At 62.2% G+C, this 25,554-nt stretch carries 20 protein-coding genes; 12 read left to right on the top strand and 8 right to left on the bottom strand.

Annotation, left to right across the window (positions count from 1 at the left end; all coding sequences use genetic code 11):
- Positions 1-73: 73 nt before the first annotated feature.
- The 5 genes from yfaE to ubiG form a co-directional block, all read right to left on the bottom strand.
- The gene (yfaE, locus tag I6L39_RS16935) at positions 74-388 is read right to left on the bottom strand and encodes a class I ribonucleotide reductase maintenance protein YfaE (protein WP_209792439.1); all 315 of its coding nucleotides are present in this window, start codon (positions 386-388) and stop codon (positions 74-76) included.
- A gap of 66 nt (positions 389-454) precedes the next feature.
- Positions 455-1,588, bottom strand: coding sequence for a class Ia ribonucleoside-diphosphate reductase subunit beta (nrdB, locus tag I6L39_RS16930; protein WP_209792437.1), 1,134 nt, complete (start codon positions 1,586-1,588; stop codon positions 455-457).
- Positions 1,589-1,666: 78 nt separating this feature from the next.
- A complete protein-coding gene (gene nrdA, locus I6L39_RS16925) occupies positions 1,667-3,934 on the bottom strand; it encodes a class 1a ribonucleoside-diphosphate reductase subunit alpha (RefSeq protein WP_216990305.1) in 2,268 nt (755 codons plus the stop codon).
- Between the two features lie 566 nt (positions 3,935-4,500).
- On the bottom strand, positions 4,501-5,187 hold the full coding sequence (locus I6L39_RS16920) for an HAD family hydrolase (RefSeq protein WP_216990304.1): 687 nt from the start codon (positions 5,185-5,187) through the stop codon (positions 4,501-4,503).
- Positions 5,187-5,903, bottom strand: a complete 717-nt coding sequence (gene ubiG / locus I6L39_RS16915) for a bifunctional 2-polyprenyl-6-hydroxyphenol methylase/3-demethylubiquinol 3-O-methyltransferase UbiG (protein ID WP_216990303.1) — start codon at positions 5,901-5,903, stop codon at positions 5,187-5,189. The genes I6L39_RS16920 and ubiG overlap by 1 nt, the downstream gene beginning before the upstream one ends.
- A 199-nt stretch (positions 5,904-6,102) precedes the next feature.
- On the opposite strand from ubiG, the gene gyrA reads away from it, so the two are divergent.
- Positions 6,103-8,850 (top strand): DNA topoisomerase (ATP-hydrolyzing) subunit A, encoded by a 2,748-nt coding sequence (gyrA, locus tag I6L39_RS16910; protein ID WP_216990302.1) that lies wholly within the window; start codon positions 6,103-6,105, stop codon positions 8,848-8,850.
- Positions 8,851-8,932: 82 nt separating this feature from the next.
- On the opposite strand, the gene I6L39_RS16905 is transcribed toward gyrA, so the two are convergent.
- Positions 8,933-10,330, bottom strand: coding sequence for an alpha-amylase family protein (locus I6L39_RS16905; protein ID WP_254203678.1), 1,398 nt, complete (start codon positions 10,328-10,330; stop codon positions 8,933-8,935).
- Between the two features lie 297 nt (positions 10,331-10,627).
- Here I6L39_RS16905 and I6L39_RS16900 point away from each other — a divergent pair, with 297 nt between their 5' ends.
- Positions 10,628-10,783, top strand: coding sequence for a hypothetical protein (locus I6L39_RS16900; RefSeq protein WP_216990301.1), 156 nt, complete (start codon positions 10,628-10,630; stop codon positions 10,781-10,783).
- A gap of 31 nt (positions 10,784-10,814) precedes the next feature.
- Here the strand turns inward: I6L39_RS16900 and I6L39_RS16895 are convergent, their stop codons facing one another.
- A complete protein-coding gene (locus I6L39_RS16895; RefSeq protein WP_216990300.1) occupies positions 10,815-11,870 on the bottom strand; it encodes a PA0069 family radical SAM protein in 1,056 nt (351 codons plus the stop codon).
- A 177-nt stretch (positions 11,871-12,047) separates the two neighbouring features.
- Between I6L39_RS16895 and I6L39_RS16890 the strand changes: the two genes are divergently transcribed.
- Positions 12,048-12,638: a tetratricopeptide repeat protein gene (locus I6L39_RS16890; RefSeq protein ID WP_042074198.1), complete on the top strand. Its 591-nt coding sequence runs from the start codon at positions 12,048-12,050 to the stop codon at positions 12,636-12,638.
- Between the two features lie 4 nt (positions 12,639-12,642).
- On the opposite strand, the gene I6L39_RS16885 is transcribed toward I6L39_RS16890, so the two are convergent.
- Entirely contained in the window at positions 12,643-12,855 is a 213-nt protein-coding gene (locus tag I6L39_RS16885; protein WP_216990299.1) for a hypothetical protein, read from the bottom strand.
- 341 nt (positions 12,856-13,196) lie between these two features.
- Between I6L39_RS16885 and thrS the strand changes: the two genes are divergently transcribed.
- From thrS to I6L39_RS16840, 9 genes are all read left to right on the top strand, one after another.
- Positions 13,197-15,125: a threonine--tRNA ligase gene (gene thrS, locus I6L39_RS16880; protein WP_209792422.1), complete on the top strand. Its 1,929-nt coding sequence runs from the start codon at positions 13,197-13,199 to the stop codon at positions 15,123-15,125.
- A 21-nt stretch (positions 15,126-15,146) separates the two neighbouring features.
- The gene (infC, locus tag I6L39_RS16875) at positions 15,147-15,677 is read left to right on the top strand and encodes a translation initiation factor IF-3 (protein WP_234923365.1); all 531 of its coding nucleotides are present in this window, start codon (positions 15,147-15,149) and stop codon (positions 15,675-15,677) included.
- 86 nt (positions 15,678-15,763) lie between these two features.
- Complete coding sequence (gene rpmI / locus I6L39_RS16870) at positions 15,764-15,961, top strand: 50S ribosomal protein L35 (RefSeq protein WP_005300673.1); 198 nt, start codon at positions 15,764-15,766, stop codon at positions 15,959-15,961.
- Positions 15,962-15,976: 15 nt separating this feature from the next.
- The gene (gene rplT / locus I6L39_RS16865) at positions 15,977-16,333 is read left to right on the top strand and encodes a 50S ribosomal protein L20 (RefSeq protein ID WP_010674800.1); all 357 of its coding nucleotides are present in this window, start codon (positions 15,977-15,979) and stop codon (positions 16,331-16,333) included.
- Positions 16,334-16,643: 310 nt separating this feature from the next.
- Complete coding sequence (gene pheS / locus I6L39_RS16860) at positions 16,644-17,627, top strand: phenylalanine--tRNA ligase subunit alpha (RefSeq protein WP_016350663.1); 984 nt, start codon at positions 16,644-16,646, stop codon at positions 17,625-17,627.
- Positions 17,628-17,639: 12 nt separating this feature from the next.
- Positions 17,640-20,027 carry a phenylalanine--tRNA ligase subunit beta gene (gene pheT / locus I6L39_RS16855; RefSeq protein ID WP_216990298.1) on the top strand — a complete coding sequence of 796 codons (2,388 nt, stop codon included), beginning with the start codon at positions 17,640-17,642 and terminating at the stop codon, positions 20,025-20,027.
- Positions 20,028-20,030: 3 nt separating this feature from the next.
- A complete protein-coding gene (ihfA, locus tag I6L39_RS16850; RefSeq protein ID WP_005300715.1) occupies positions 20,031-20,327 on the top strand; it encodes an integration host factor subunit alpha in 297 nt (98 codons plus the stop codon).
- Positions 20,328-20,381: 54 nt separating this feature from the next.
- Positions 20,382-24,302, top strand: coding sequence for a transporter substrate-binding domain-containing protein (locus I6L39_RS16845; RefSeq protein ID WP_216991826.1), 3,921 nt, complete (start codon positions 20,382-20,384; stop codon positions 24,300-24,302).
- Position 24,303: 1 nt separating this feature from the next.
- Positions 24,304-25,554, top strand: a complete 1,251-nt coding sequence (locus I6L39_RS16840) for a response regulator (RefSeq protein WP_042074192.1) — start codon at positions 24,304-24,306, stop codon at positions 25,552-25,554.

Here is a 25,554-nt window from a genome sequence, read left to right as displayed (position 1 = left end):
CCCCATGAAAAAAGCCGCCGGAGCAATCCGGCGGCTTTTTGTTTGCGGGGCAAGATCCTGGCGAAGAGGGCCGTCAGCCCTTGCGGATATCGAGCCGGATGGCGCCCACCGGCTTGCAGCAGCAGGGGAGGCACTCACCCACCGAGACAAAGGCTAGCGGGGCGGCAGGGTAGTGCACCTTGCCTGCCAGGAGCGGCGTGCGGCAGGCGCCGCAATAGCCGCTTCGACACTGGAACTCGACCCTGTGGCCGTGGCGCTCCAGGGTCTCCAGCAGGCTCTCGCCGGGCTCTGCGTGCAGCACGTCATCCTGGGTGTGGATCCGGGGCGCGGCCGCTGCCTCACCGGTCGCCAGCGGGGCAGGGGCCAGGGTGCCGATGGCGTCACTCATGGCGCCATCCCACCGGGTGTTTCGGCGGTGATGTCGTCAACCTGGCCTGCATCCCGGCGCCCGTGATCACAGCTCGAAGTCACCCAGATCGTCGGCGTGCACTTCGCTGTCGATCTGACCCACCAGGTAGGAGCTCACCTCCACCTCCTGGGGCGCCACCTGCACGTTGTCGGACGACAGCCAGGTGTTGATCCAGGGGATGGGGTTCTGCTTGGTGCCTGCGAAGGCCGGCTGCAGGCCGACGGCCGCCATGCGCAGGTTGGTGATGTATTCCACGTACTGGCAGAGGATGTCCTTGTTCAGGCCTATCATGGAGCCGTCCTGGAACAGGTACTCGGCCCACTCCTTCTCCTGCAGGGCCGCTTCCTTGAACAGCTCGAAGCAGGCCTGCTCGCACTCGACGGCGATCTCCGCCATGTCGGGGTCGTCGTTTCCGCTGCGCATCAGGTTCAGCATGTGCTGGGTGCCGGTCAGGTGCAGCGCTTCGTCACGGGCGATCATCTTGATGATCTTGGCGTTGCCCTCCATCAGCTCGCGCTCGGCGAAGGCGAACGAACAGGCGAAGCTGACGTAGAAGCGGATCGCCTCCAGCGCGTTGACGCTCATCAGGCACAGATAGAGCTTCTTCTTGAGATCCCGCAGGGTGATGGAGACCTCGCGGCCCCCCACCCGGTGGGTCCCTTCACCGTGCAGGTGGTAGACGGAGGTGGCCTCGATGAGATCGTCATAGAAGTGGCTGATGGAGCCGGCGCGCTTGAGGATCTGCTCGTTGGTCACGATGTCGTCGAACACCTGGCCCGGGTTGTTGACGATGTTGCGGATGATGTGGGTGTAGGAGCGAGAGTGGATGGTCTCGGAGAAGGCCCAGGTCTCGATCCAGGTCTCCAGCTCAGGGATGGAGACCAGGGGCAGCAGGGCCACGTTGGGGCTGCGGCCCTGGATGGAGTCCAGCAGGGTCTGGTACTTCAGGTTGGAGATGAAGATGTGCTGCTCGTGGGGGGGCAGGGCCTGGAAGTCGATGCGGTCGTGGGAGACGTCCACCTCTTCCGGGCGCCAGAAGAAGGAGAGCTGCTTCTCGATCAGCCGCTCGAAGATGTCGTGCTTCTGCTGATCATAACGGGCCACGTTGACCGACTGGCCGAAGAACATCGGCTCCTTGAGCTGATCGTTTTGGGTCTGGCAAAAAGTTGAATAGGCCATGGTTCGAATATCGTGAAATAGGGGAAACAGGAAGGCGGGAGCTTCTGCTCCCGCCCGGTTCATCGGATCGTTTCGCGGTTAGATCTTGCAGGCCCCGCCGGCACAACCGTCATCCTGCAGATCGGTCTGGGTGTCGTCGGCCCCGTCGCGGGTGTTGTGATAGTAGAGGGTCTTGAGGCCGTATTTGTAGGCGGTCAGCAAGTCCTTGAGCAGCTGCTTCATCGGCACCTTGCTGCCTTCGAAACGGGCCGGGTCGTAGTTGGTGTTGGCGGAGATCGCCTGATCCACGAACTTCTGCATGATGCCGACCAGCTGCAGGTAACCGTCGACGCTCGGCTGCTTCCACAGCAGCTCGTACTGATCCTTGAGGCGGTGGTATTCCGGCACCACCTGCTTGAGGATGCCGTCCTTGGAGGCTTTCACCGACACCAGGCCGCGCGGCGGCTCGATGCCGTTGGTGGCGTTGGAGATCTGGCTGGAGGTCTCGCTCGGCATCAGGGCGGTCAGGGTGGAGTTGCGCAGACCCACGGTGCGGATCTCTTCGCGCAGCGCTTCCCAGTCGAGGTGCAGGGGCTCATTGCACAGGGCGTCCAGATCCTTTTTATAGGTATCGATGGGCAGGATCCCCTGGGCATAGGTGGTCTCGTTGAACGCCGGGCAGGGGCCGAACTCGCGGGCCAGCTGCACGGACGCCTTCAGCAGGTAGTACTGGATCGCCTCGAAGGTGCGGTGGGTCAGGGCCAGACCGGAACCGTCGGAGTAGCGGGCACCGTTCTTCGCCAGGTAGTAGGCGTAGTTGATGACACCGATCCCCAGGGTGCGGCGGTTCATGCTGCCCTTCATCGCGGCCTTGAGCGGGTAGTCCTGATAGTCGAGCAGGGCATCCAGGGCGCGCACGGCGAGATCCGCCATCTCTTCCAGATCTTCCAGCTTCTCGATGGCGCCGAGGTTGAAGGCAGACAGCGTACAGAGCGCGATCTCGCCATCCTCGTCATCCACGTTGTTGAGCGGCTTGGTGGGCAGCGCGATCTCGAGGCAGAGGTTGGACTGGCGCACCGGCGCCACGGCCGGATCGAACGGGCTGTGAGTGTTGCAGTGGTCCACGTTCTGGATGTAGATGCGACCGGTACCGGCGCGCTCCTGCATCATCAGGGAGAAGAGGTCCACCGCCTTCAGGGTCTTCTTGCGAATGGCCGGATCCTGCTCGTACTTGACGTAGAGCTCCTCGAACTTGTCCTGATCCGCGAAGAAGGCATCGTACAGGCCAGGTGCGTCGGACGGGGAGAACAGAGTGATGTCGCCGCCCTTGATGAGGCGCTGGTACATCAGCTTGTTGATCTGCACGCCGTAGTCCATGTGACGGACCCGGTTCTCTTCCACGCCGCGGTTGTTCTTCAGCACCAGCAGGCTCTCCACCTCGGTGTGCCACAGGGGGTAGAACAGGGTGGCCGCACCGCCGCGCACGCCGCCCTGGGAGCAGCACTTCACCGCAGTCTGGAAGTACTTGTAGAAGGGGATGCAGCCGGTGTGGAACGCTTCGCCGCCACGGATGGGGCTGCCCAGCCCCCGGATGCGGCCGGCGTTGATGCCGATTCCGGCGCGCTGGGAGACGTAGCGCACGATGGCGCTGGCGGTGGCGTTGATGGAGTCCAGGCTGTCGTCGCATTCGATCAGCACGCAGGAGCTGAACTGGCGGGTCGGGGTGCGCACGCCGCTCATGATGGGGGTCGGCAGGGAGATCTTGAAGGTCGAGACCGCATCGTAGAAGCGCTTGATGTAGTCCAGACGGGTATCTTTCGGATACTTGGAGAAGAGGCAGGCCGCCACCAGGATGTAGAGGAACTGCGGGCTCTCGTAGATCTCGCCGGTGACGCGGTTTTGTACCAGATACTTGCCTTCCAGCTGCTTGACCGCCGCGTAGGAGAAGTCCATGTCGCGCCAGTGGTCGATGTGGGCGTTCAGCTCCTCGAACTCGGCCTGGCTGTAGTCTTCCAGCAGGTGCCTGTCGTACTTGCCCATGTCCACCAGACGGGCGACGTGCTGGTAGAGGTGGGGCGGCTCGAACTGGCCGTAGGCCTTCTTGCGCAGGTGGAAGATGGCCAGGCGGGCGGCCATGTACTGGTAGTCCGGGCTCTGTTCGGAGATGAGGTCAGCAGCAGCCTTGATGATGGTCTCGTGGATGTCGGCGGTACGGATGCCGTCATAGAACTGGATGTGGGACTTGAGCTCCACCTGGGAGACCGACACGTTGTCGAGCTTCTCGGCGGCCCAGTCGAGCACGCGGTGGATCTTGTCCAGATCGATGGGTTCTTTGTGTCCGTTACGCTTCGTCACAAACAAGTTCATTGGCTGATGACCCCTTTAGTTGATGCCTGGCGGCATCGGTGGATTCCCGAAAAACCATCGCGCGACGCTCCCGACGGACCAATCCTGGCGACGGGGTAGGGGCGTAATGCGCGATGAATCACAAGATATAGTGTTATTTTGAATGCGAACTACAAGATAGTGAGGTCGGCACGGCATTGCAATCTGTGGATAACGCAATTGCTGTGGATAAATTGTGGGTGTCGGGAGTGGAGTTAGTGGACGCTCACAGCGAACGGGTTTTCATGCGTCCGATCCGGCAAATGCAAGTCCGGCAATCGAAGATGGAAAATTAAAATAACTTTTTTTGCTTGCGAAAGCGGGGTGTTTTTACTAGCAAATTCAGTCTGGTTATCCCTTGCGCAGACAGGGTCAAAAGGTGTCCTGTCCCCCTCTCTGGAGGCTTGCCAAACCGTGAAAAAGAGGGATCGTTTGAGATCCCTCTCTCATTTGGCACGCCGGGCCGTCAGGCATGAATGGTGCTCATATGGACATTGATGATCCCAAAAGCTGCCCGGGCAATCCATCTATAAGACGGCGAGGCGAACTCAGCCCAGTTCGTAGCGCAGCCAGTGGTGCAGGGCCTGCACCGTATCGAAGTGCAAGTCAGCGCCCCAAAGGGCGGGATCCTCGTCGCCGTGCAGATAACCCCAGCCCGCCACCGCGGTACGCATGCCGGCGTTGCGGCCCGCCTCGATGTCCCGCACATGATCCCCCACATAGAGGCAGTGCGCCGCGTCCACCCCGAGCCGCTCGCAGGCAAAGAACATGGGGGCGGGGTCGGGCTTGCGCACCGGCAGGGTGTCGGCGCTGACGGTGACGCCGCAGTTGGCAAGTGCCGGCAGGGTGGCCAAGAGCGGCTCGGTGAGAAAGCCCGGCTTGTTGGTGACGATGCCCCAGGGCATCTTCCGTTCGTCGAGCCATTCGATGAGGTCCACCATGCCGTCATAAGGGCGGGTGCCGACGCAGAGGTTGGCCGCGTAATGGTCGAGCAGGGCGGTGCGAAGGCGAGTGGCCCCCAGCTCCTCGAGTAGCTCGTCGCCAAGACCGGCCCTGAGCAGCCCGAGCGCCCCGTGGGAGGTGGTCTGGCGGATGATGTCGTCGGAGAGCGGCGCAAAGCCCTCGCTGACCAGCACGTGGTTGACGGCGGCGCCGAGGTCCGGCGCGGTGTCGAGCAGGGTGCCATCGAGATCGAACAGCACGCAGCGAAGGGGCATCGGGTGGGGTACGCTCATCAGCCTTGCTCCGGGCGCTCGAACGCCACCATGTAGTTGACGTCGACGTTCCTGCCGAGCTTGAAGCGGTTGGAGAGCGGCGCATAGTGCACGCCGCTCATGTCCCGCACAAGCAGGCCCGCCGCCTCACCCATGCGGCACAGCTCCGCCGGGGTGATGAACTTCTTGTGATCGTGGGTGCCCTTGGGGACCATCTTCAGCAGGTACTCGGCCCCGAGGATCATCATCAGATAGGCCTTCGGGTTGCGGTTGATGGTGGAGACGAACACCTTGCCGCCCGGGCGCACCAGGGTGGCGATGGCGCGCAGCACCGAGGCCGGGTCCGGCACGTGCTCCAGCATCTCCATGCAGGTGACTACGTCATACTGGCCGGGAGCTTCATCGGCGTGGGCTTCGGCGGTGATCTGGCGATACTCGAGCTCCACCCCCTGCTCCAGAGCGTGCAGGCGAGCGACGCCGAGGGGCTCCTTGCCCATGTCGATGCCGGTGACCCGGGCACCACGGCGGGCCATGCTCTCGGAGAGGATGCCGCCACCGCAGCCGATGTCGAGCACGCGCTTGCCAAACAGGCCGCCGCTCTTGTCGGTGATCCAGTCAAGGCGCACCGGATTGATCTGGTGCAGCGGCTTGAATTCGCCCTCCATGTCCCACCAGCGGGAGGCGATGGCTTCGAATTTGGCGATTTCTGTCAGATCGACATTGGCGTCACTGTGCATTTTTTGATGATCCTGTGGCAGGGCGCACGGCTTGGAGTCTGGTGCGCAATCTATTGTCCTGGCGGGCATTATAACGGACGGACTTTGTCACACCAGCCTGACTTGTTACCGGATTTGTGGCTTAAGGTATTTGGCTCAGTGTGTTACCATGTCGCGCTGTTTAAGCCAAAGAACAACTAATTAGGGATTAAGGCTTTCTATGAGCGATCTGGCCAGAGAGATCACGCCGGTCAACATCGAAGAAGAGCTCAAGAGTTCCTATCTGGATTACGCCATGAGCGTGATCGTAGGACGAGCTCTGCCGGATGTGCGTGATGGCTTGAAACCGGTTCACCGCCGCGTTCTGTATGCAATGAACGAGCTGGGGAACGACTGGAACAAGCCCTATAAAAAATCGGCCCGTGTGGTCGGTGACGTAATCGGTAAATATCACCCCCACGGCGACAGTGCCGTGTATGACACCATCGTCCGCATGGCGCAGGATTTCTCCATGCGCTACATGCTGGTCGACGGTCAGGGCAACTTCGGTTCGGTGGACGGCGACAACGCCGCGGCCATGCGTTACACCGAAGTGCGGATGGCGCGCATCTCCCACGAGCTGCTGGCCGATCTGGACAAAGAGACCGTGGACTGGGTGCCGAACTACGACGGCACCGAGATGATCCCGGCGGTCATGCCCACCAAGGTCCCCACCCTGCTGGTCAACGGCTCCTCCGGTATCGCGGTGGGCATGGCGACCAACATCCCGCCTCACAACCTCACCGAGATAGTCAACGGCTGTCTGGCGCTGATCGAGAATGGCGACCTCACCATCGACGAGCTGATGACCCATGTCACCGGCCCGGATTTCCCCACCGGTGGCATCATCAACGGTCGTTCCGGCATCGTGCAGGCGTACCGTACCGGTCGCGGCTCCGTCTATGTGCGGGCCAAGGCCGAGGTGGAGGTGGACGAGAAGAGCGGTCGCGAGACCATCATCGTCCACGAGATCCCCTATCAGGTGAACAAGGCGCGGCTCATCGAGAAGATCGCCGAGCTGGTCAAAGAGAAGAAGATCGAGGGCATCAGTGCCCTGCGCGACGAGTCCGACAAGGACGGCATGCGCATCGTCATCGAGATCAAGCGCGGCGAGTCCGGCGAGATTGTGCTGAACAATCTCTACAAGCACACCCAGATGCAGACCACGTTCGGCATCAACATGGTGGCGCTGGACAACAACCAGCCCAAGGTGATGAACCTCAAGGAGATCCTGGATGCGTTCCTGCTGCACCGCCGCGAGGTGGTGACCCGCAGGACAGTGTTCGAACTGCGCAAGGCGCGGGATCGGGCCCACATCCTGGAAGGGTTGGCGGTGGCCCTGGCCAACATCGACCCCATCATCGAGCTCATTCGCCACAGCGCGACCCCGGCGGATGCGAAAGTGGCGCTGGTGGCCAAGGGCTGGGCGCTCGGCAACGTGGCCGCCATGCTGGAGAAAGCCGGCGACGACGCGGCCCGTCCGGAGTGGCTGGAGCCGGAGTTCGGCATCCGTGAAGGGCAGTACTTCCTGACCGAGATCCAGGCCCAGGCCATCCTCGACCTGCGTCTGCACAAGCTGACTGGCCTCGAGCACGAGAAGATCCTGGAAGAGTGCCAGTCTCTTCTGGATCTCATCGCCGAGCTGTTGCACATCCTGGCAAGCCCGGAGCGCCTGATGGAAGTGATCCGTGACGAACTGATGGCCGTGCGCGAGCAGTACGGCGACGAGCGTCGCACCGAGATCAGCATGTCCAGCGCCGAGATCAACATCGAAGATCTGATCACCCCGGAAGACGTGGTGGTCACCCTGTCTCACCAGGGCTATGTGAAGTATCAGCCGCTCTCCGACTACGAGGCCCAGCGCCGCGGTGGTCGTGGCAAGTCGGCCACCCGGATCAAGGAAGAGGACTTCGTGGAGCGTCTGCTGGTGGCCAACACCCACGACACCATTCTGTGCTTCTCCACCCGTGGCAAGGTCTACTGGCTCAAGGTCTATCAGCTGCCGGAGGCGTCCCGTGGCGCCCGTGGCCGTCCGATCATCAACCTGCTGCCGCTGGAAGAGGGTGAGCGCATCACCGCCATCCTGCCGGTGAAGGAATATGAGGCCGACAAGTACGTCTTCTTCGCCACCGCCAACGGCACCGTGAAGAAGACCAGCCTGTCCGACTTCAGCCGTCCGCTTTCCTCCGGCATTCGCGCCATCAACCTCAAAGAGGGGGATGAGTTGATCGGGGTGGACATCACCGACGGCAGCAACGAGATCATGCTCTTCTCCGACGCGGGCAAGGTGGTTCGCTTCGCGGAAGGCAGTGGCCGCGCCGATGCGGATGCCAGCGACGAAGTCGAGGCCGACGACGATGCCGGCAACGACGATGATGGCAGCGACAACGGCGAAGGCACCGAGAGCAAGGGCACCTTCAAGGGCGTGCGTCCCATGGGCCGTACCGCCGCCGGTGTGCGCGGCATCAAGCTGGGCGCCGGTGACAAGGTAGTCTCCCTCATCGTGCCGCGCGGCGAAGGCGCCATCCTCACCGCCACCGAGAACGGCTACGGCAAGCGCACCGCGCTGGACGAGTACCCGACCAAGAGCCGTGGCACCCAGGGTGTCATCTCCATCAAGGTGGACTCACGCAATGGCAAGGTGATCGATGCGATCCAGGTGGAAGATACCGACCAGATCATGCTGATCACCAACGGCGGTACCCTGGTGCGTACCCGGGTGTCCGAGGTGAGCGTCATCGGCCGCAATACCGGCGGCGTGCGTCTGATCCGTACCGGTGAAGATGAGACCGTGGTCGGTCTGCAGCGCGTTGCCGAGAGTGACGAAGAGGAAACCGAGACCCTGGCCGTCGAGGGGGAGGTGTCCGAAGGCTCCGATACCGCGGCTGACACGGGATCCGTCGATGCAGGGGAGGCGGGCGACGAGTAATCGTACCCCCTGACCAGAAAAAAGAGCGACCTTCACGGTCGCTCTTTTGTTTTCTATCTGGCTCGGCGTTACCAGCCCACTGTCACTCCTGCAGCCACATTCTGGCGCCGCGGGCCGGGATGGTCAGCCTTACCCACTGGCTCTGCACGTTGACCACGGCATTCTGGTCGAGCACATCCCGGTAGTTGCGATACCAGTTCATCTCGAATCTGGCGGTATCGAGCCAGTACTCCTGCTCGTAGTCGCACTTGTTGATGCCGACCAGACCCTGCTTGCCACGCTTGAACAGCACGAAGCAGTCGTTACTGCCGATGAGCTGCATCGGTTGACCCTGCACTGTGTTATGGAAGCGGATCATCCCTTTGAGATCGGTGCGCAGATAGTAGTCCTGCCAGCGCAATCCGTCCTTGTCCCTGGTTTCACCGTGATCGGAGTAGACCAGAGGCGAGCCGCCATCGCGACCGAGCAGGTAGGCATAGGCCAGTCTCTCGTCGGTCTGGTTGAGGATCTGGTAGCGGAAACCGTCGTTGGTGGGGATGTCGTGGGTGATGGCGAAGGTGACGGCGCGGCTACCCGGCAGCGCCTGACCATAGGCACCGGGATCGGCCAGCAGGTTCATGCTGCCGCCGTAGCCCAGCGCTCCACGCAGGGAGGCGAAGAGCGGGAAGTCGTAGGCCCCCTGGCCGCTGCTGTCGAGGTAGGGTTGGAGGAAGTTCTCATAGTCGCTGTTGCCGGCGCCCCCCGTGGTGATCACCTCGCCAAAGACGTGCATCCCCTGTTTGATCTCGGGGGTGAACACGGCGTTGATCTGGTAATCGCTCATGTGCTTGACCGCATCGACCCGAAAACCCTTGATCCCCATCCCCTTGAGCGCCTGCAGGTAAGCCTGTTGCTGGCTCACCACCCAGTTGTTGGGGTCCAGATCTGGCAGCCCCTTGTCACCCGCCCCGCCGCACAGTCGCCAGTACTGGACATGGCCCGGATTGTTCCAGTCGGTGATGCACCCCTCCGGATGAAAATCCTGGCCGGCGAGGAAGTTCTGCCCCAGATCGCCAAAGAGCTTCTGGCGTTCAAAGTAGGCCGGATTGCCGGCGTAACTTTGCAGCAGTTCGCTGCCGGGGTAGTTGAGGTCGCTGCGCTTCCAGCTTTCGTTGGCCATGTGGTTGAGCACCACGTCCGCGTAGACGGCAATGCCCCGGGTCTGCATCGCGGCGATCAGCTGCTCCAGATCCTGCTTGTTGCCAAGAGGGGTGTCGATAAGGCGCAGATCCTGGGGCTGGTAACGAGCCCACCACTCGTCGCCCGAGGACTTCAGAGGCGGTGAGATGAGCACCTGCTTGTAGCCGGCAGCCTTGATGAGATCGGCCTTGGCGGTGACTTCACTGTATTTCCAGTTGAAGGCGTGCAGTATGACATCGGCATGCGCCAAGGGGGCGATCAGCATACCTGCGATCGCCAGCATTCCCGCTGTGTGTTTCATTGTTATGTCCCTGTCTTGTTGTTGTGACTCTGCCTGAAATGGGCGGCTCAGCTTTGGCACAACCGGGAACACTCGCAATTGAATTCCGGTCGATTTGTGATGAATTTCAAGGTGAATTCGCTGAAGTTGTGAGTGGTTTCAGGTTTCAATGACGCTGACCGATAGGCTGTCAGGGCCGTACCATTTGGTCATTTGTCTGTCACTCGGGTGTCATGGCTGAGGGTTATCTTGCTCGGCGAGCGGTGCCTCCTGGCATCGCCTTCAGCGTGGATCACATCGAGCGAACGGGAGTGGCATATGACCAGTTGGATAACCTGGGAGATCTGGTGGAGCAGGGTATGGGGCGAGGCCGAGTTGTCAGCCCGTGGCGAAGAGTGGCTGGAAGTGGCCCATGAACCATCGAGGCTGCCCGCCGAGCTGGTGGAGCAGGGCAGGGACGAGCGCGCTCGATGAGATCACTCGTTACTGCCGGGGTTAGCCGCTCCTAGAAGAGCGTCAACTGCTCGCCGGGGCGGATGAAGGCATCCTGGCGCAACTGAACGTGGCGCTTGCCAAGCCCGAGCCGCTTGCTGATGAGCCGAAAACGCTGGGCCAGCAGATCGGCAAATTGCCCTTCACCGCGCATGCGGGTCCCGAATGCGGGGCTGTTGAGGGTGCCGCCCCGGCTGGTCCTCAGCTGATTCAGGATGGCCTCTTTCTGGCCGGGATAATGCTCATCCAGCCAGTCGCAAAACAGGGTGGTGAGCTCGTGGGGCAGGCGCAGCAGAATATAGTCGGCGCAGCCGGCCCCGGCCTCTGTCGCCGCCTTGATGATCTGCTCGAGCTCGGGCTCGTTGAGCCGGGGGATCATGGGGGCCGCCAGCACCCCGACCGGCACCCCTGCCTGTGCCAGTTTCTCGATGACCTTCAATCGCCCGGCCCCGGTGCTGGCCCTGGGTTCCAGCTGCCGCCTGAGCGTCTCGTTCAAGGTGGTGACCGACACCATCACCTGGCAGAGCCCGGCTTTGGCCAACTCGGCCAGTAGGTCCAGATCCCGCAATATCATGGCGCTCTTGGTGATGATCCCCACCGGGTGGTGGTGTGCCAGCATCACTTCCAGCAGAGCACGGGTCAGGCGGTAGCGATGCTCGATGGGCTGGTAGGGATCGGTGTTGGCCCCCAGCACTATGGTCTGTGGCTGGTAGCTCGGCTTGGCAAACTCCCGGCGCAGCAGTTCGGCGGCGTTGAGCTTGGCGAACAGCCTGGTTTCGAAATCCAGACCGGGAGAGAGCTCCAGATAGGCGTGGCTGGGCCTTGCGTAGCAGTAGATGCAGCCGTGCTCGCACCCCTGATAGGGGTTGATGGAGCGGCCGAACGGGACATCGGGGGAGTTGTTGTAGCTGATGATGCTGCGAGCAGTTATCTCCCGCACCTCGGTACGGGGATCGCTGGCGGCGAATGCCGCTTCCCACTCGATTTGGGCCCAGCCATCATCGACCGCTTCGACGAGCGGACCGCTGAAGCGGTGATCGACATTGTGGGAGCTGCCTCGTCCTGCCATCTCATCAAATCCAGATACTGTTCATACATACAGTTATTCTGGGGCGTGGCACCTCAAACTGCAAGTCCGGCCACCCGGGTCCCGTATTAAAGAGGCAGAGGCTGGATATCTCTCGCTTGATCTGTTGCTACATTTCGTTTACATAGACGAAATGCGAACTGGATCACGGAAATTATCATGCAACCCACCACCTCCCGCTGGCTCTTCATCGCCATCATCGCCCTGGTCATCTGGCGTCTGATCCCGCTCTCCACCGAGCAGGAGCTGGCGGCTGCCAACCGAGCCTGGCGCAGCGGCCATTTCGATGAGGCGACCCGGATCTGGCAGCCGCTGGCGGACCAGGGCGAGCCACGAGCGCAGGCGCTGATGGGCTGGAGCCACGAGGTGGGGCAGGGGAGCGAGCAGGACATGGGCCAGGCCATCCGCCTCTACCGCCAGTCAGCCGAGGCGGGGGATGCCTTCGGCCAATACCGGTTGGCAGAGGTTTATCTGCGCGGCGCCGGGGTGACGCGGGATCTGCGCGAGGCGTTTCACTGGATGGAACTGGCGGCTCGCAACGGCGATGTGCCCGCCATGTTGAAGGTGGGGGTGCTTCACCTGGTGGGGGCCAATGGCCGTGTCGACCTGGCCGAGGCCAAGCAGTGGCTCTATCAGGCCTCGCAAAAGGGCAACAGGCTGGCATTGCAGGTATTGCAGGAATTGGCGCTGGCCGAGGAGGGACGCAGCGCCTTCGATTTCAACGGACAGTCCTTCCTGAATGCCGGCTAACAGGTCAGCGGCTGGCGGTGACCTTGCCGGGCGTCACGTCGGTGACATAAAGCGTACTGCGATCGGTGCTGTGCACTATGCTGCATACCTCCCGTTTGCTGCCGTCGCTCAGGATCACCAGCTCCCCGATATGAACGGGGCAGTGTGTCGTCAACAGGTGGTTCGGGTGGATGATCTTCTCTGCATGCTCCGGAAACGAAATGTCATAGGTGTACATCTTGCTCTCCTTGCTCGGGCTGACGCCTCACTGGAAACCTAGCACAGGGCGCGGCGTTGCGGGTCGGGCATCGTCAGGGCACCACCCGGCAACCGGCGCCTGTCATGACCCATGGTATGCAAAATCGCCAAGACAACTTGTCTGAGTTGTCGCGTCTGATACAATCCTCCGCTGTACCTGTCAATCGAGCGCCATGCGCAGCCTTCGTCTGTGTGCCACGGCGTGTAGCAACCGCATTGTGAGCGGTGAAACACAAAGGTGAATAGTGCTCGATATAAAAGGACATTTCTAATTCACATGTGCCCTTTGGTAGGGGGCACCACTGTCTAAGGAAACACCGAATGCCAATCATTACTCTGCCTGACGGCAGCCAACGTCAATTCCCCCACGCCGTTTCCGTCATGGACGTCGCCGCAGACATCGGTCCCGGCCTCGCCAAGGCGTGCATTGCCGGCCGGGTGAACGGTGAACTGGTGGATGCTTGCGAGCTGATCGAAGCCGATGCCTCCCTGGCCATCATCACCGCCAAAGACGAAGAAGGTCTGGATATCCTGCGCCATTCCTGTGCCCACCTGCTGGGTCACGCCATCAAGCAACTCTGGCCCCAGACCAAGATGGCCATCGGTCCCGTCATCGACAACGGTTTCTACTACGACGTCGACCTCGACCGCACCCTGACCGAGGAAGATCTGGCTGCCCTGGAAGAGCGCATGCTGGCGCTGGCCGCCAAGGATTACGACGTCGTCAAGAAGAAGGTCTCCTGGCAGGAAGCGCGCGACGTGTTCGAAGCCCGTGGCGAGACCTACAAGGTCGAGATCCTGGAGCAGAACATTGCCCGTGATGATCAGCCAGGTCTGTATCATCACGAAGAGTACATCGACATGTGCCGCGGCCCGCACGTGCCGAACATGCGTCACTGCCACCACTTCAAGCTGCAGAAGATGTCCGGCGCCTACTGGCGCGGTGACTCCAACAACAAGATGCTGCAGCGCATCTACGGTACCGCCTGGGCCGACAAGAAGCAGCTCAAGGCCTATCTGCAGCGCCTCGAAGAGGCCGCCAAGCGCGACCACCGCAAGATCGGCAAGCAGCTCGACCTGTATCACATGCAGGAAGAAGCGCCGGGCATGGTGTTCTGGCACAACGACGGCTGGACCATCTTCCGCGAGCTGGAAACCTTCATCCGTGGCAAGCTCAAGGAGTACGACTATCAGGAGGTGAAAGGCCCCTTCATGATGGACCGCGTGCTGTGGGAGCGTTCTGGTCACTGGGAGAAATATGCCCAGGCCATGTTCACCACCCAGTCCGAGAACCGCGAGTACGCCATCAAGCCAATGAACTGCCCGGGTCACGTGCAGATCTTCAACCAGGGTCTGAAATCCTACCGGGATCTGCCGCTGCGCATGGCCGAATTCGGCTCCTGCCACCGCAACGAGCCGTCCGGTTCCCTGCACGGCCTGATGCGGGTGCGCGGCTTCACCCAGGATGACGCCCACATCTTCTGTACCGAAGAGCAGATCATGGAAGAGGTGTCTGCGTGCATCCGCATGGTCTACGACGTCTACGGTACCTTCGGCTTCGAGAACATAGTGGTCAAGCTTTCCACCCGTCCCGAGCAGCGCATCGGCTCCGACGAAGCTTGGGATCGCGCCGAGGCCGCCCTGGCCGAAGCGCTGGAGCTGAACGGTCTGAAGTTCGACCTGCAGCCGGGCGAGGGGGCCTTCTACGGTCCCAAGATCGAGTTCACCCTGCACGATTGCCTTGATCGTGCCTGGCAGTGTGGTACCGTGCAGCTCGACTTTGCCCTGCCGGGTCGTCTCGGCGCCACCTACGTGGGCGAAGACAACGAGCGCCACGTGCCCGTGATGATCCACCGCGCCATTCTGGGCTCGTTGGAACGCTTCATCGGGATCCTGACCGAAGAGTACGCCGGCTTCTTCCCGACCTGGCTGGCTCCCACTCAGGCGGTGGTGATGAATATCACGGATAACCAGGCCGATTATGCGGTGAAAGTTGCCAAAGCATTGAATGATGCGGGCCTTCGCGCAAAAGCGGACTTGAGAAATGAGAAGATTGGCTTTAAAATCCGCGAGCATACTTTGAAGCGAGTGCCCTTCATGCTGGTCTGCGGCGATAAAGAAGTAGAAGCCGGCAAGATTGCAGTGCGTACTCGTAAAGGGGCTGACCTGGGCTCTTATCCTGTTGAAGAGCTGATTGCTCTGTTGACCCAGGAAGTTCAGACCCGCGGACAAAAGAAAGTGGAGGAATAAGCTATAAAAGGCGGAAAAAAACTGGGCAAGCAACCGCAAGCCCGCGCTCACCGGATCAATGAAGAGATCCGTCTGAAAGAAGTTCGTTTGGCTGGTCTGGATGGCGAAGCCCTTGGCATCGTTTCCATTCAGGAGGCACTGAACTTGGCCGCTGAGGCCGAAGTGGATCTGGTCGAGATCAGTCCGAACGCTGAGCCGCCCGTTTGCCGGATCATGGATTACGGCAAATTCCTCTACGAAAAGAGCAAGACCACCAAAGAACAGAAGAAGAAGCAGAAAGTCGTCCAGGTCAAGGAAATCAAATTCCGTCCTGGCACCGACGAAGGCGACTATCAGGTAAAACTACGCAACCTGGTTCGCTTTCTGGAAGACGGGGACAAGGCGAAGGTCACCCTGCGCTTCCGTGGTCGTGAAATGGCCCACCAGGATCTTGGTATCAAGGTTCTGGAGCGAGTCAAGAACGATCTGGAAGAGCTGGCCGTAGTCGAATCGTTCCCGAAAGTCGAAGGCCGTCAAGCTGTGATGGTCCTCGCACCCAAGAAGAAATCTTAAGGCCCACAAGAAATTGACTCATGGGGCTTGCTCCATGAGTTGGTTCGCCTTGCGATTTTGTTGTCACTCACAATGCGGAGTATGAAATGCCGAAGATGAAAACCAACCGGGGCGCCGCAAAGCGCTTCAAGAAGACTGGCTCAGGTCGCTTCAAGTGCAAGCACAACCACCTGCGTCACATCCTGACCAAGAAGAGCAGCAAGCGTAAGCGTCAGCTGGGACCGAAGTTCTTTGTTTCCGCTGCCGACCACAAACGTGTTGTCGCTTGTCTGCCGTACGCATAAGGGGGGATGTGAAAAATGCCAAGAGTTAAACGTGGTGTGACCGCTCGTGCTCGTCACAAGAAAGTAATGAAAGCCGCCAAGGGTTACTACGGCGCCCGTTCCCGTGTCTACCGCGTAGCGGTACAAGCGGTAACCAAAGCTGGTCAGTACGCCTACCGTGACCGTCGCCAGAAGAAGCGTCAGTTCCGTCAGCTGTGGATTGCGCGTATCAACGCCGCAGCCCGTCAGAACGGTCTGTCCTACAGCCGTCTGATCGACGGTCTGAAGAAGGCTTCCATCGAGATCGATCGCAAGATCCTGTCCGATATCGCCGTTCACGACAAGCTGGCTTTCACCGCCCTGGTTGAAAAGGCCAAAGCAGCTCTGGTTTAATCCGGTTCTGTTTTATAGATGATAAAAGGAGGCTCAGGCCTCCTTTTTTGTTGCCTGCTGTTTTATGACGGCCAGGTAGCCAGCCTGATCAAGAGACGCGGCATTCGTCATATGCCAACAAACTAATAATGATCACCCATATCGACTTAAAGTGAGGTAGCACTTGGGGCTCACTCGATATAACAAAATGATTTGCAGGGAGAAAAGCCCACCATAACTATGGTCAGCGAAGGGGCTTTTTTTGTATTATTCCCCTCTTGACCTTATTTAGCCTAAAGGCTCCTGTTCCGGGAGTGGTGACGAGGAAGACATGCAACAGCTTGAAGAAGTAGTCGGCCAGGCCAGAGCCGAAATTGAGGGCGTGAGCGACATCGCCGCCCTCGACGAAATCCGGGTCAAATATCTGGGGAAAAAGGGCTTTTTTACCGAGCAGATGAAGGGCCTGGGCGCCTTGTCCGCCGAAGAGCGTCCCGCCGCGGGCGCCGTGATCAACCAGGCCAAACAGCAGGTTCAGGATGCCCTGAACGAGCGTCGTGAAGCCCTCGAAGTCGCCGTGTTGAACCAGAAGCTGGCCGCCGAGACCATCGACGTCAGCCTGCCGGGCCGTCGCATCGAGAATGGCGGCCTGCACCCGGTGACCCGCACCATAGAGCGCATCGAGCGCCTGTTTGGCGAGATGGGCTTCAAGGTTGCCCGTGGTCCCGAGATTGAAGATGGCTTCCACAACTTCGATGCGCTGAACATCCCGGCTCACCACCCGGCGCGTACCGATCACGACACCTTCTACTTCAATCCTGATCTGATGCTGCGTACCCACACCTCGGGCGTGCAGATCCGCACCATGGAACATCAGCAGCCGCCGATCCGCATCATAGCGCCGGGCCGCGTCTATCGTAACGACTACGACATGACCCATACCCCGATGTTCCACCAGGTCGAAGGCCTGCTGGTGGACGAGCATGCCAGCTTCACCGAGCTGAAGGGGATCCTGCACGACTTCCTGCGCAACTACTTCGAGGAAGACCTGACCATCCGCTTCCGTCCTTCCTACTTCCCGTTCACCGAGCCGAGCGCCGAAGTGGACGTGATGGGCAAGAACGGCAAATGGCTGGAAGTGCTGGGTTGCGGCATGGTGCACCCGAACGTGCTGCGTTCGGTCGGCATCGATCCGGAAAAATACTCCGGCTTTGCCTTCGGCATGGGCGTCGAGCGCCTGACCATGCTGCGTTACGGGGTCAACGACCTGCGTGCCTTCTTCGAAAACGACCTGCGCTTCCTCAAGCAGTTCAAGTAAGGGCGAGAGAACATGAAATTCAGTAAATCCTGGGTGATGGAGTGGGTCCGCACCGAGTTGAGTGACAACGCACTGGCCGAGCAGATCACCATGGCCGGTCTGGAAGTGGACGCCGTGGAAGCGGTGGCCGGCCAGTTCAACAATGTGGTGGTGGGCGAAGTGGTCGAGTGCGGCCAGCACCCGGACGCCGACAAGCTGCGGGTGACCAAGGTCAACGTGGGCGAGGCCGAGCTGCTGGACATCGTCTGCGGTGCGCCGAACTGCCGTCAGGGCCTCAAAGTGTGCGTGGCCAAGGTCGGGGCGACCCTGCCGGGCGACTTCACCATCAAGAAAGCCAAGCTGCGCGGCCAGCCGTCTCACGGCATGCTCTGCTCCTTCAGCGAGCTGGGGATCGACGTCGACGCCGATGGCATCATCGAGCTGCCACTTGACGCCCCCATCGGGACCGATATTTGCGACTACCTCGCGCTCAACGACGTCAGCATCGATGTGGATCTGACCCCGAACCGTGCCGACTGCCTCGGCATTGCGGGGCTCGCCCGCGAGATCGGCGTGCTCAACAGCGTGGACGTGGTCGAGCCGACCTGGACGCCGGCTGTTGCCACCATAGACGCCACCTTCCCGATCCGGGTTGAAGCGCCGGCGGATTGCCCTCGTTATCTGGGCCGCGTCATCAAGGGGCTGAACCTGCACGCCCAGAGCCCGCTCTGGATGCAGGAGAAGCTGCGCCGTGGCGGCATTCGCTCCATCGACGCCATCGTCGACATCACCAACTACCTGCTGCTGGAATATGGTCAGCCGATGCACGCCTTCGATCTGGCCAAGCTGGAAGGGGAACTGGTGGTGCGCCGTGCCAAGGCCGACGAGCCCATGACCCTGCTCGATGGCAACGAGGTGAAGCTCAAGGAAACCACGCTCGTCATTGCCGATGCCCAGGGCCCTGCCTGCATGGCAGGTATCTTCGGCGGCGATCGCACCGGTGTCTCCGAGACCACCACCGACATCCTGCTGGAGTGCGCCTTCTTCGCGCCGCTCTCCATCACCGGTCGTGCCCGTGCCTACGGTCTGCACACCGACTCCTCCCACCGCTTCGAGCGTGGGGTGGATCCCGAGCTGCAGGCCAAGGTGATGGACAGGGCCACCCGTCTGCTGCTGGATATCTGCGGCGGCGAAGCCGGTCCGGTCATCGAGGTCAAATCCGAGGCCCATCTGCCAAAGGCTGCCCCCATCCGCTTGCGCCGCACCAAGCTCGACAAGGTGATCGGCATCAGCGTGGCGGATGCTCAGGTGGTCGAGATCCTGACTCGCCTTGGCATGCAGGTAACCGTTGAGGCTGACGGCTGGACCGCGCTGGCACCCTCCTGGCGTTTCGACATCGCCATCGAGGAAGACCTCATCGAGGAAGTGGCCCGCATCTACGGCTACAACAACATCCCGAATCTCAAACCCGCCGCATCGCTAGCGATGGTGGAGCAGGCCGAAGGGCAGGTGACCCTGAAGCGGGTGCGCGACCTGCTGGTTGACCGCGGCTTCCAGGAAGCGATCACCTACAGCTTCGTCGATCCCAAGGCTCAGCAGACCCTGTTCCCGCAGAGCGATGCCATAGTGCTGCCGAACCCGATCTCGGTCGAGATGTCCGCCATGCGCGTCTCTCTGTTCCCGGGTCTGGTACAGGCCGTGGTTTACAACCAGAACCGTCAGCAGCCGCGGGTGCGCCTGTTCGAGCAGGGCCTGCGCTTCATCAAGGACGAGAATGCCGAGAACGGCATCCGTCAGGAGCCCATGCTGGCCGGCATCATCACCGGCAACCAGGGTGACGAGCACTGGGACATCAAGAGCCGCGCCGCCGACTTCTTTGATCTGAAAGGGGATCTGGAAGCGGTACTGGATCTGACCGCCGAAGGGGCCACCTTCACCTTCGAGCGTGCCGAGCACAGCGCCCTGCACCCGGGCCAGAGCGCGGCCATCCTGCGCAATGGCGCCGTGATCGGCCATATTGGCGTGATCCACCCGAGCCTCGAGAAGAAGCTGGGACTCAAGAGCCGGGCCGTGATGTTCGAGCTGGAGCTGGACAAGCTGACCCCGGCCAAGGTGCCGGTTGCGGCCGAAGTATCCCGCTTCCCGGCCAACCGCCGCGACATCGCCGTGGTGGTGGACAGACAGATCCTGGCAGGCGACGTTCTGGCAGTAATTAAAAAAGTTGGCGGAAATCAGTTAGTTGGAATAAACTTGTTCGACGTATACCAGGGTGCTGGTATGGCAGAGGACAAGAAGAGCCTGGCCATCAGTCTCGTGTTGCAAGACACCCAGCGCACCCTGGAGGAGAAAGAGATCGCCGAGACCGTAGACAATGTCGTGCGGGCCCTTGGTGAAGAGTTGAATGCATCCTTGAGGGATTGATCTATGGCGCTTACCAAAGCCGACATTGCAGAGCACCTGTTCACCCAGCTCGGGATGAGCAAGCGTGAAGCCAAAGATATGGTGGAAGCCTTCTTTGAGGAGATCAGACAAGCGCTTGAACGCGGTGAGCAAGTCAAGATTTCAGGCTTCGGTAACTTCGATCTTCGCGAGAAGAACCAGCGTCCCGGACGCAACCCCAAGACGGGGGAGGATATTCCCATCAGCGCCCGTCGCGTGGTGACCTTCCGGCCCGGCCAGAAGCTCAAGGCCAGGGTAGAAAATGTTGAACCCAACGAGTGACAAAAAGCCAGGCAATCGCCTGGCTTTTCCGTTTCGATGATAAAAATCCTGCTTCTGTCCGGCGCGCTGCTGGCCCTGCCACTGCGTGCCGCCATGCTTCCCCTGTCACCCGGTACCCAGGCCTATGCCGATTCGCTCACCGGGTTGACCTTCTGCTATCCCGCCCTGCAGCGCCCTCCTTATCTGGAAGAGCAGGGGGGGTTGCTCATCGATCAGGTGACGCGCCTGGCAGGACTGCTGCCGGTGCCGCTGCGCTTCGAGACCCTGCCCAGCTGGGCGGCGACCCTGCAGGCCCTGCAGGATGGGCGCTGCGATCTCGTTCCCCATGTGGGACCATTGCGGCATTCACCGTCCGGCATGGGGCTGAGCCGGGCCATGCTGGAGGCGGAGTCCGCCATTCTCTACCGGGGGGAGCTGGATAAGGCCAGGTTTCTGATGTCGCCCATCTGGCAAGCACAGGACATCCTGACGCGGCTCTATCCCCACGCATCCCAGCTGCAGCTGACCGAGGCGGAGAACTGGTACGGCGCCCTGGTGGCGGGGCGGGGCAGCGCCTACCTCGGCGACTATCTGCAACTGCGTTACCTGATGCGGGAGTACCCGGACGAGGGGCTCAGGTTGCGTCGCCTGCGCAGCGACGATCTGGTGATCAGCTACCGGCTGATGATGCGAGACAAGCCCGAGCTGCGCGAGTTGGTGGACACGGCGATCCGCTTCCTGCCGCCGGGCAGCCTCTATCGGGATCTGGGGCGTTACCTGCCCCAGAGCGAGCAGGATGTGAACCCCTTGCACTTCACCGACAAGGAGCAGGCCTGGCTCGTGGGCAAGGCCCACACCATCAGGGTGGTGGCGGATCCCGGCTTCATGCCCTACAGCGGCGTCAGCCAGCAGGGAGAGCTCATCGGCTGGAGTGCGGATGTCTTGCGGGAAGTGAGCCGGCAGACGGGGCTGCGCTTCGAGCTGGTGCCAGCCGCCAGCAAGGAGGAGGCGCTGGCCAAGCTGCGCAGCGGGGAGGCGGCCATGATGGCCGGCCTGCTGGAGTCTCCGGCGCTGGGGTCGGAGTTTGAATTCACCCGGGTGGTGGCGACCAGTCGCTACGCCCTGGTCAGCCGCAAGCAGGGGGCCCCCAGATCCCTGGCGGAGGTCAGCGGCAAGGTGATGGTCCCCAGGATGCTCTATGACACCAGCCTGCTCGCCCGCTTCGGCCAGCACGAGTGGGAAGTGACCGACAACCTGCTGCAAGGGCTGGCGGCGGTACAGCACGGCGATGCCCAGGCCATGCTGGCGGAGCTGTACCAGCTGCAATACCCCCTTCGCAACAACCAGTTGAGTGACCTCGCCATCACTGAGCTGCCCCAGCGCTTTGGCCTCGGCTTTGCCATCCGGCCGGGCCAGTCCAGACTGGCGGGGGTGCTGGAGCAGAGCCTGATGACCATCAATGATCGCCAGGTGAACGAGCTGGATCAGCGCTGGCGGCGTCTCGTCCTGAACCAGCAGGAGGGGGTCAGCTACGGCTTCTGGCTCGGCTCCGTCATGCTGGCCCTGGTGATCAGCATGGCGGTGATCTGGCTGATCTGGCGCTCCCGCCAGCAGCTGGCCCAGGAGGCGCGGGAGCGCCAGAAGGCGGAGCAGGCGCTGGCGCTGGAGAGCAAGTTCCGGGAATCCCTCTTCCAGGCGCTGCCGGTCCCCGTGTTTCTTCGCAATGACAAGGGGGAGGTGATCAAGCGCAACAAGCGGGCCAAGCGGATGGAGGCGCGCTACGCCGCCGATCTGGTGCTGCCTGCGCCCCAGTTGCAGGGGGCGGAGGGGGAGCTGGCGCTGCACGAGCAGGTCTACTCCTATGCCCAGATCCCGCTGCGCCTGGGGCCGCAGGCCCCGGCCGGGGATCTCATCGCCCTCTCGGACATCAGCGCCCTGCGCGAGCGCACCCGGTTGCTGCGCCAGGCGGAGCGGCGCCTGCGGGCCCTGACCAATACGGTGCCCGGCGTGGTGCTGCAATTCACCCTGCTGGACGGGGCCATCACCCGGGTGGAGTTTGTGAGCCGCGGCAGCCACGAGCTGCTGGGGCTGGCCAGCCAGCAGATCCGGAGCAATCCCAACGAGACGCTCACTCGCATCTCTCGCCAGGACAGGCGCGAGATGCGGGCTCCCATGCTGACCATGTTGCAGGCGGGGCGCCCCTTCTCCCATCTGCTGCGCTACCAGCACCCAGCCAAGGGGCTGCGCTGGCTGCAGTTCTCCGGCAGGGGACGTCGCCAGGGGGAGGGGTGGCGCGTCTACGGGGTGGTGCAGGATGTGACCAGCAGGGTGGAGCAGGAGCACTCCCTGCAGCTCTCCCACGAGCAGGCCCAGCAGGCCGTGCTCGCCAAGGGGCGTTTCCTCGCCGCCGTGAGCCACGAGATCCGCACCCCCATGAACGCCATGCTCGGCCTGCTGGAGTGGCTGGATCAGACCGCGCTCTCTGCCGAGCAGGCCTCGGTGCTGGCGCACGTCAGGCAGGCGGGCAACGAGTTGCTGGGGCTGCTCAACGACGTACTCGACTTCAGCCGCAACGAGACGCGCCAGCTGCGGCTCTCCTTGCAGCCCACGGATCTGGTGGAGCTGTGCGAACACGTGGCGGCGGTGCACTGGTCCAAGGCGCGCTCCCGGCATCTGCAGCTGCGCCTCAACCTGGATCCGGCGCTGCCCGCCCTGATGGAGCTCGATCCCCACAGGGTGCAGCAGGTGCTGCACAACCTGCTCTCCAACGCCATCAAGTTCAGCGAGCGGGGAGAAGTGGTGCTGTGGGCTCGCCGGCAGGGGGAGTGGATCTGGTGCGGCGTGGACGATCAGGGGCCCGGCATCAGCGCCGAGCTGCTGCCCCGGTTGTTCCAGCCCTTCGAGCAGGGGGAGGAGCCGGGACAGATCCGGGCCCAGGGCACGGGGCTCGGGCTCGCCATCTGTCGCCAGTTGATGGAGCAGATGGGCGGCGAGATCCGGGTCGAGCCCGTGGCCACCGGCGGCAGCCGCTTCATCTGTGTCTGGCCCCTCAGACAGGTGCAGGAGAAAGCGCCCTGGCAGCCCAGAGTCAAGCGGCTGTCCCTGCAACTGCCCCCCGAGGAGCAGGCCTACCTGCGTCCCTGGCTCGCCGAGCTGGGGGTCGCCGAGGATGGGATGGCCCCCGGCCTCGGCGTCCTGGTGGATGAGCGGGGGCTGCGCGCCTGGTCCTGGCAGGGGGAGCCCTGGATCCCGGGCTCCGTGGTCAGCCTGCTGCAACCCAGGCTTGCCCAGGAGGGGGAGGAGATCAGGGATCTGCCGGGCGCCGGCCTGCGCGTGCTCCTGGTGGAAGATCACGAAGTGAACCGGGTGCTGATCAGCATGCAGCTCGGTCAGCTGGGGGCCCGGGTACTGAGCGCCGCCAACGGCCGCCTGGCCCTCGACATCCTGCGATCGGAGACGGTGGATCTGGTGCTGACCGATCTGCAGATGCCGGTGATGGACGGGGCCGAGCTGTGCAGGCAGCTGCGGGCCTCGGCACACTGGCAGCATCTGCCGGTCTACGTGATCACTGCCGATCTCAGCGAGCAGGCGGCGCAGCGGCTCGCCGAGTGCGGCTGCCAGGGACATCTGGACAAGCCCGTGCTGCTGAAGGAGCTGGCCATCCTGCTGCGCACCGTCTCCGGTCGCAACGGCGCTGAGGTGGCACAGGCTCCTCAGGCCATGCCCCTGTCCGCGCTGCTGAGCCCGGCCCTCATCGGAATTTACCTGACCTCGGTTCGCCAGGAGCTGGCGGACATTGAGCAGTGCCTAGCACAAGGGGACCCCCATGCCCTCAATGCGGCTTTACACAAGATGAAGGGGGCCGCCAAAATGGTGGGGGCCACCTCGCTGGTCCGGGTGATCGACCGTTGGCAGGAGGCCCCCGACCACCCCCTTGCAACTGAGTTGAGGCTGGCCGTGGAAGAGGTCTGTCGGCAACTGGGCGAAAGAGCATGAGATGATCATCACCGATGAAGAGTTGTTGGCCCTGCTGGAGTCGGATGACAGCCAGGGGCCCGTGTTTCACCCCGTCAGCGTCTATGCCCTGGACGCCGCCTCCCATCAGGCGGCGAAGGCGGCGGGCCTGCCGGCCTACGCCAGCCTGCATCGCACCCTGCCCGATGCCGGCTGGCAATGGGAGGGACTGTTTGCCGCCGGGGCCATCGCCCTGTTCGATCCCGCCTCCCATGCCGGGGCCGACTACCTGCCGCAACTGCTGACCCCGGGAGTGGGGATCTATCGCCTGTCAGATCCCTGGCTCGAAGGGGTACAGGCACGGGAGCGAGAGTGGCGGGCCTGGCTTGCCCGGTTGCAGATCCTGCTGCTCGAGGATCACCCCTTCCAGGGGGCCTGCATCCAGCAGGAGATCCAGGCCCTGGGGACACCCTGCCACTGGGTGCAGGATGGCGAAGGTTGCCTGCGGGCCCTGGAGGAGGGGGGCGTGGGGCTGCTTATCTGCGATCTCAGCCTGGCGGAGCAGGATGCCATCAGCCTGCTGATGAGCCATCCCCAATATCGTCACAGCGGCCTGCCCATCATACTGCTCTCCGCCCACGATCAGACCCTGATCGACGGGGCCAGGCGTCTGCTGCACGACGCGGGTTTCAACGTGCTGGCGGCCCTGGCCAAGCCGCTGCAGAGCGACGATCTGCTGCGGCTGCTCAAGGTGCTCTATCTGGGGCCCCAGCGCCGGCGCCGACTCGGTGGCCTGAAGCGAACCATCCGCAGTTGGCAGGGGGAGCAGAGGGGGCAGCTTGGCCTGCTGGCGGAGGCGGAGTCGTTCACGCTGCCCGTCTGGCTGACCCTGAATGGCCTGTCGCCGCACTGGGAACCGCTCAAGGCCTGGCTGGAGCACCACGGGCGTCCGGCGAGCGAGCTGACCCTGGTCATCCATCGGCGGGATAACCTGCTGAGCCATGCGGATCGCTTCGCCCTGGTGTTGCAGGCAAGCCTGGCGGGGGCGAGGCTGGCCCTGCTGCTCGACAACGCTCAGCACCTGCCGTTCGATCTGCTGGAGCGTCTGCCGCTGCAATCCCTGCTGCTGGGGCAGCACATGCTGCCCGAGCTGGAGGCGATGGCCGCGGATTCCCTGCTGGCCCGCTTCATCCAGCGGGCCAGGGAGCTCGGCATCGCCCTCTACCTCGATGATCCCTTCAATCTGCTCGACGCCGCACAGTGGCAGGACTACGGCATGGCGGGGCGCTGGTAA

This window comes from Aeromonas sp. FDAARGOS 1409, from assembly GCF_019048705.1.
In the GTDB taxonomy this organism is placed as follows: Bacteria; Pseudomonadota; Gammaproteobacteria; order Enterobacterales; family Aeromonadaceae; genus Aeromonas; species Aeromonas sanarellii.
Note: the sequence above shows the minus strand (reverse complement) of the source record. Positions and strands in the feature narration are given on the sequence as shown.

Excerpts from the sequence above, each read along its gene's own strand:
- yfaE (WP_209792439.1), bottom strand. The coding sequence starts at position 388 with ATGAGTGACGCCATCGGCACCCTGGCCCCTGCCCCGCTGGCGACCGGT.
- nrdB (WP_209792437.1), bottom strand. The coding sequence starts at position 1,588 with ATGGCCTATTCAACTTTTTGCCAGACCCAAAACGATCAGCTCAAGGAG.
- nrdA (WP_216990305.1), bottom strand. The coding sequence starts at position 3,934 with ATGAACTTGTTTGTGACGAAGCGTAACGGACACAAAGAACCCATCGAT.
- I6L39_RS16920 (WP_216990304.1), bottom strand. The coding sequence starts at position 5,187 with ATGAGCGTACCCCACCCGATGCCCCTTCGCTGCGTGCTGTTCGATCTC.
- ubiG (WP_216990303.1), bottom strand. The coding sequence starts at position 5,903 with ATGCACAGTGACGCCAATGTCGATCTGACAGAAATCGCCAAATTCGAA.
- gyrA (WP_216990302.1), top strand. The coding sequence starts at position 6,103 with ATGAGCGATCTGGCCAGAGAGATCACGCCGGTCAACATCGAAGAAGAG.
- I6L39_RS16905 (WP_254203678.1), bottom strand. The coding sequence starts at position 10,330 with ATGAAACACACAGCGGGAATGCTGGCGATCGCAGGTATGCTGATCGCC.
- I6L39_RS16900 (WP_216990301.1), top strand. The coding sequence starts at position 10,628 with ATGACCAGTTGGATAACCTGGGAGATCTGGTGGAGCAGGGTATGGGGC.
- I6L39_RS16895 (WP_216990300.1), bottom strand. The coding sequence starts at position 11,870 with ATGGCAGGACGAGGCAGCTCCCACAATGTCGATCACCGCTTCAGCGGT.
- I6L39_RS16890 (WP_042074198.1), top strand. The coding sequence starts at position 12,048 with ATGCAACCCACCACCTCCCGCTGGCTCTTCATCGCCATCATCGCCCTG.
- I6L39_RS16885 (WP_216990299.1), bottom strand. The coding sequence starts at position 12,855 with ATGTACACCTATGACATTTCGTTTCCGGAGCATGCAGAGAAGATCATC.
- thrS (WP_209792422.1), top strand. The coding sequence starts at position 13,197 with ATGCCAATCATTACTCTGCCTGACGGCAGCCAACGTCAATTCCCCCAC.
- rpmI (WP_005300673.1), top strand. The coding sequence starts at position 15,764 with ATGCCGAAGATGAAAACCAACCGGGGCGCCGCAAAGCGCTTCAAGAAG.
- rplT (WP_010674800.1), top strand. The coding sequence starts at position 15,977 with ATGCCAAGAGTTAAACGTGGTGTGACCGCTCGTGCTCGTCACAAGAAA.
- pheS (WP_016350663.1), top strand. The coding sequence starts at position 16,644 with ATGCAACAGCTTGAAGAAGTAGTCGGCCAGGCCAGAGCCGAAATTGAG.
- pheT (WP_216990298.1), top strand. The coding sequence starts at position 17,640 with ATGAAATTCAGTAAATCCTGGGTGATGGAGTGGGTCCGCACCGAGTTG.
- ihfA (WP_005300715.1), top strand. The coding sequence starts at position 20,031 with ATGGCGCTTACCAAAGCCGACATTGCAGAGCACCTGTTCACCCAGCTC.
- I6L39_RS16840 (WP_042074192.1), top strand. The coding sequence starts at position 24,304 with ATGATCATCACCGATGAAGAGTTGTTGGCCCTGCTGGAGTCGGATGAC.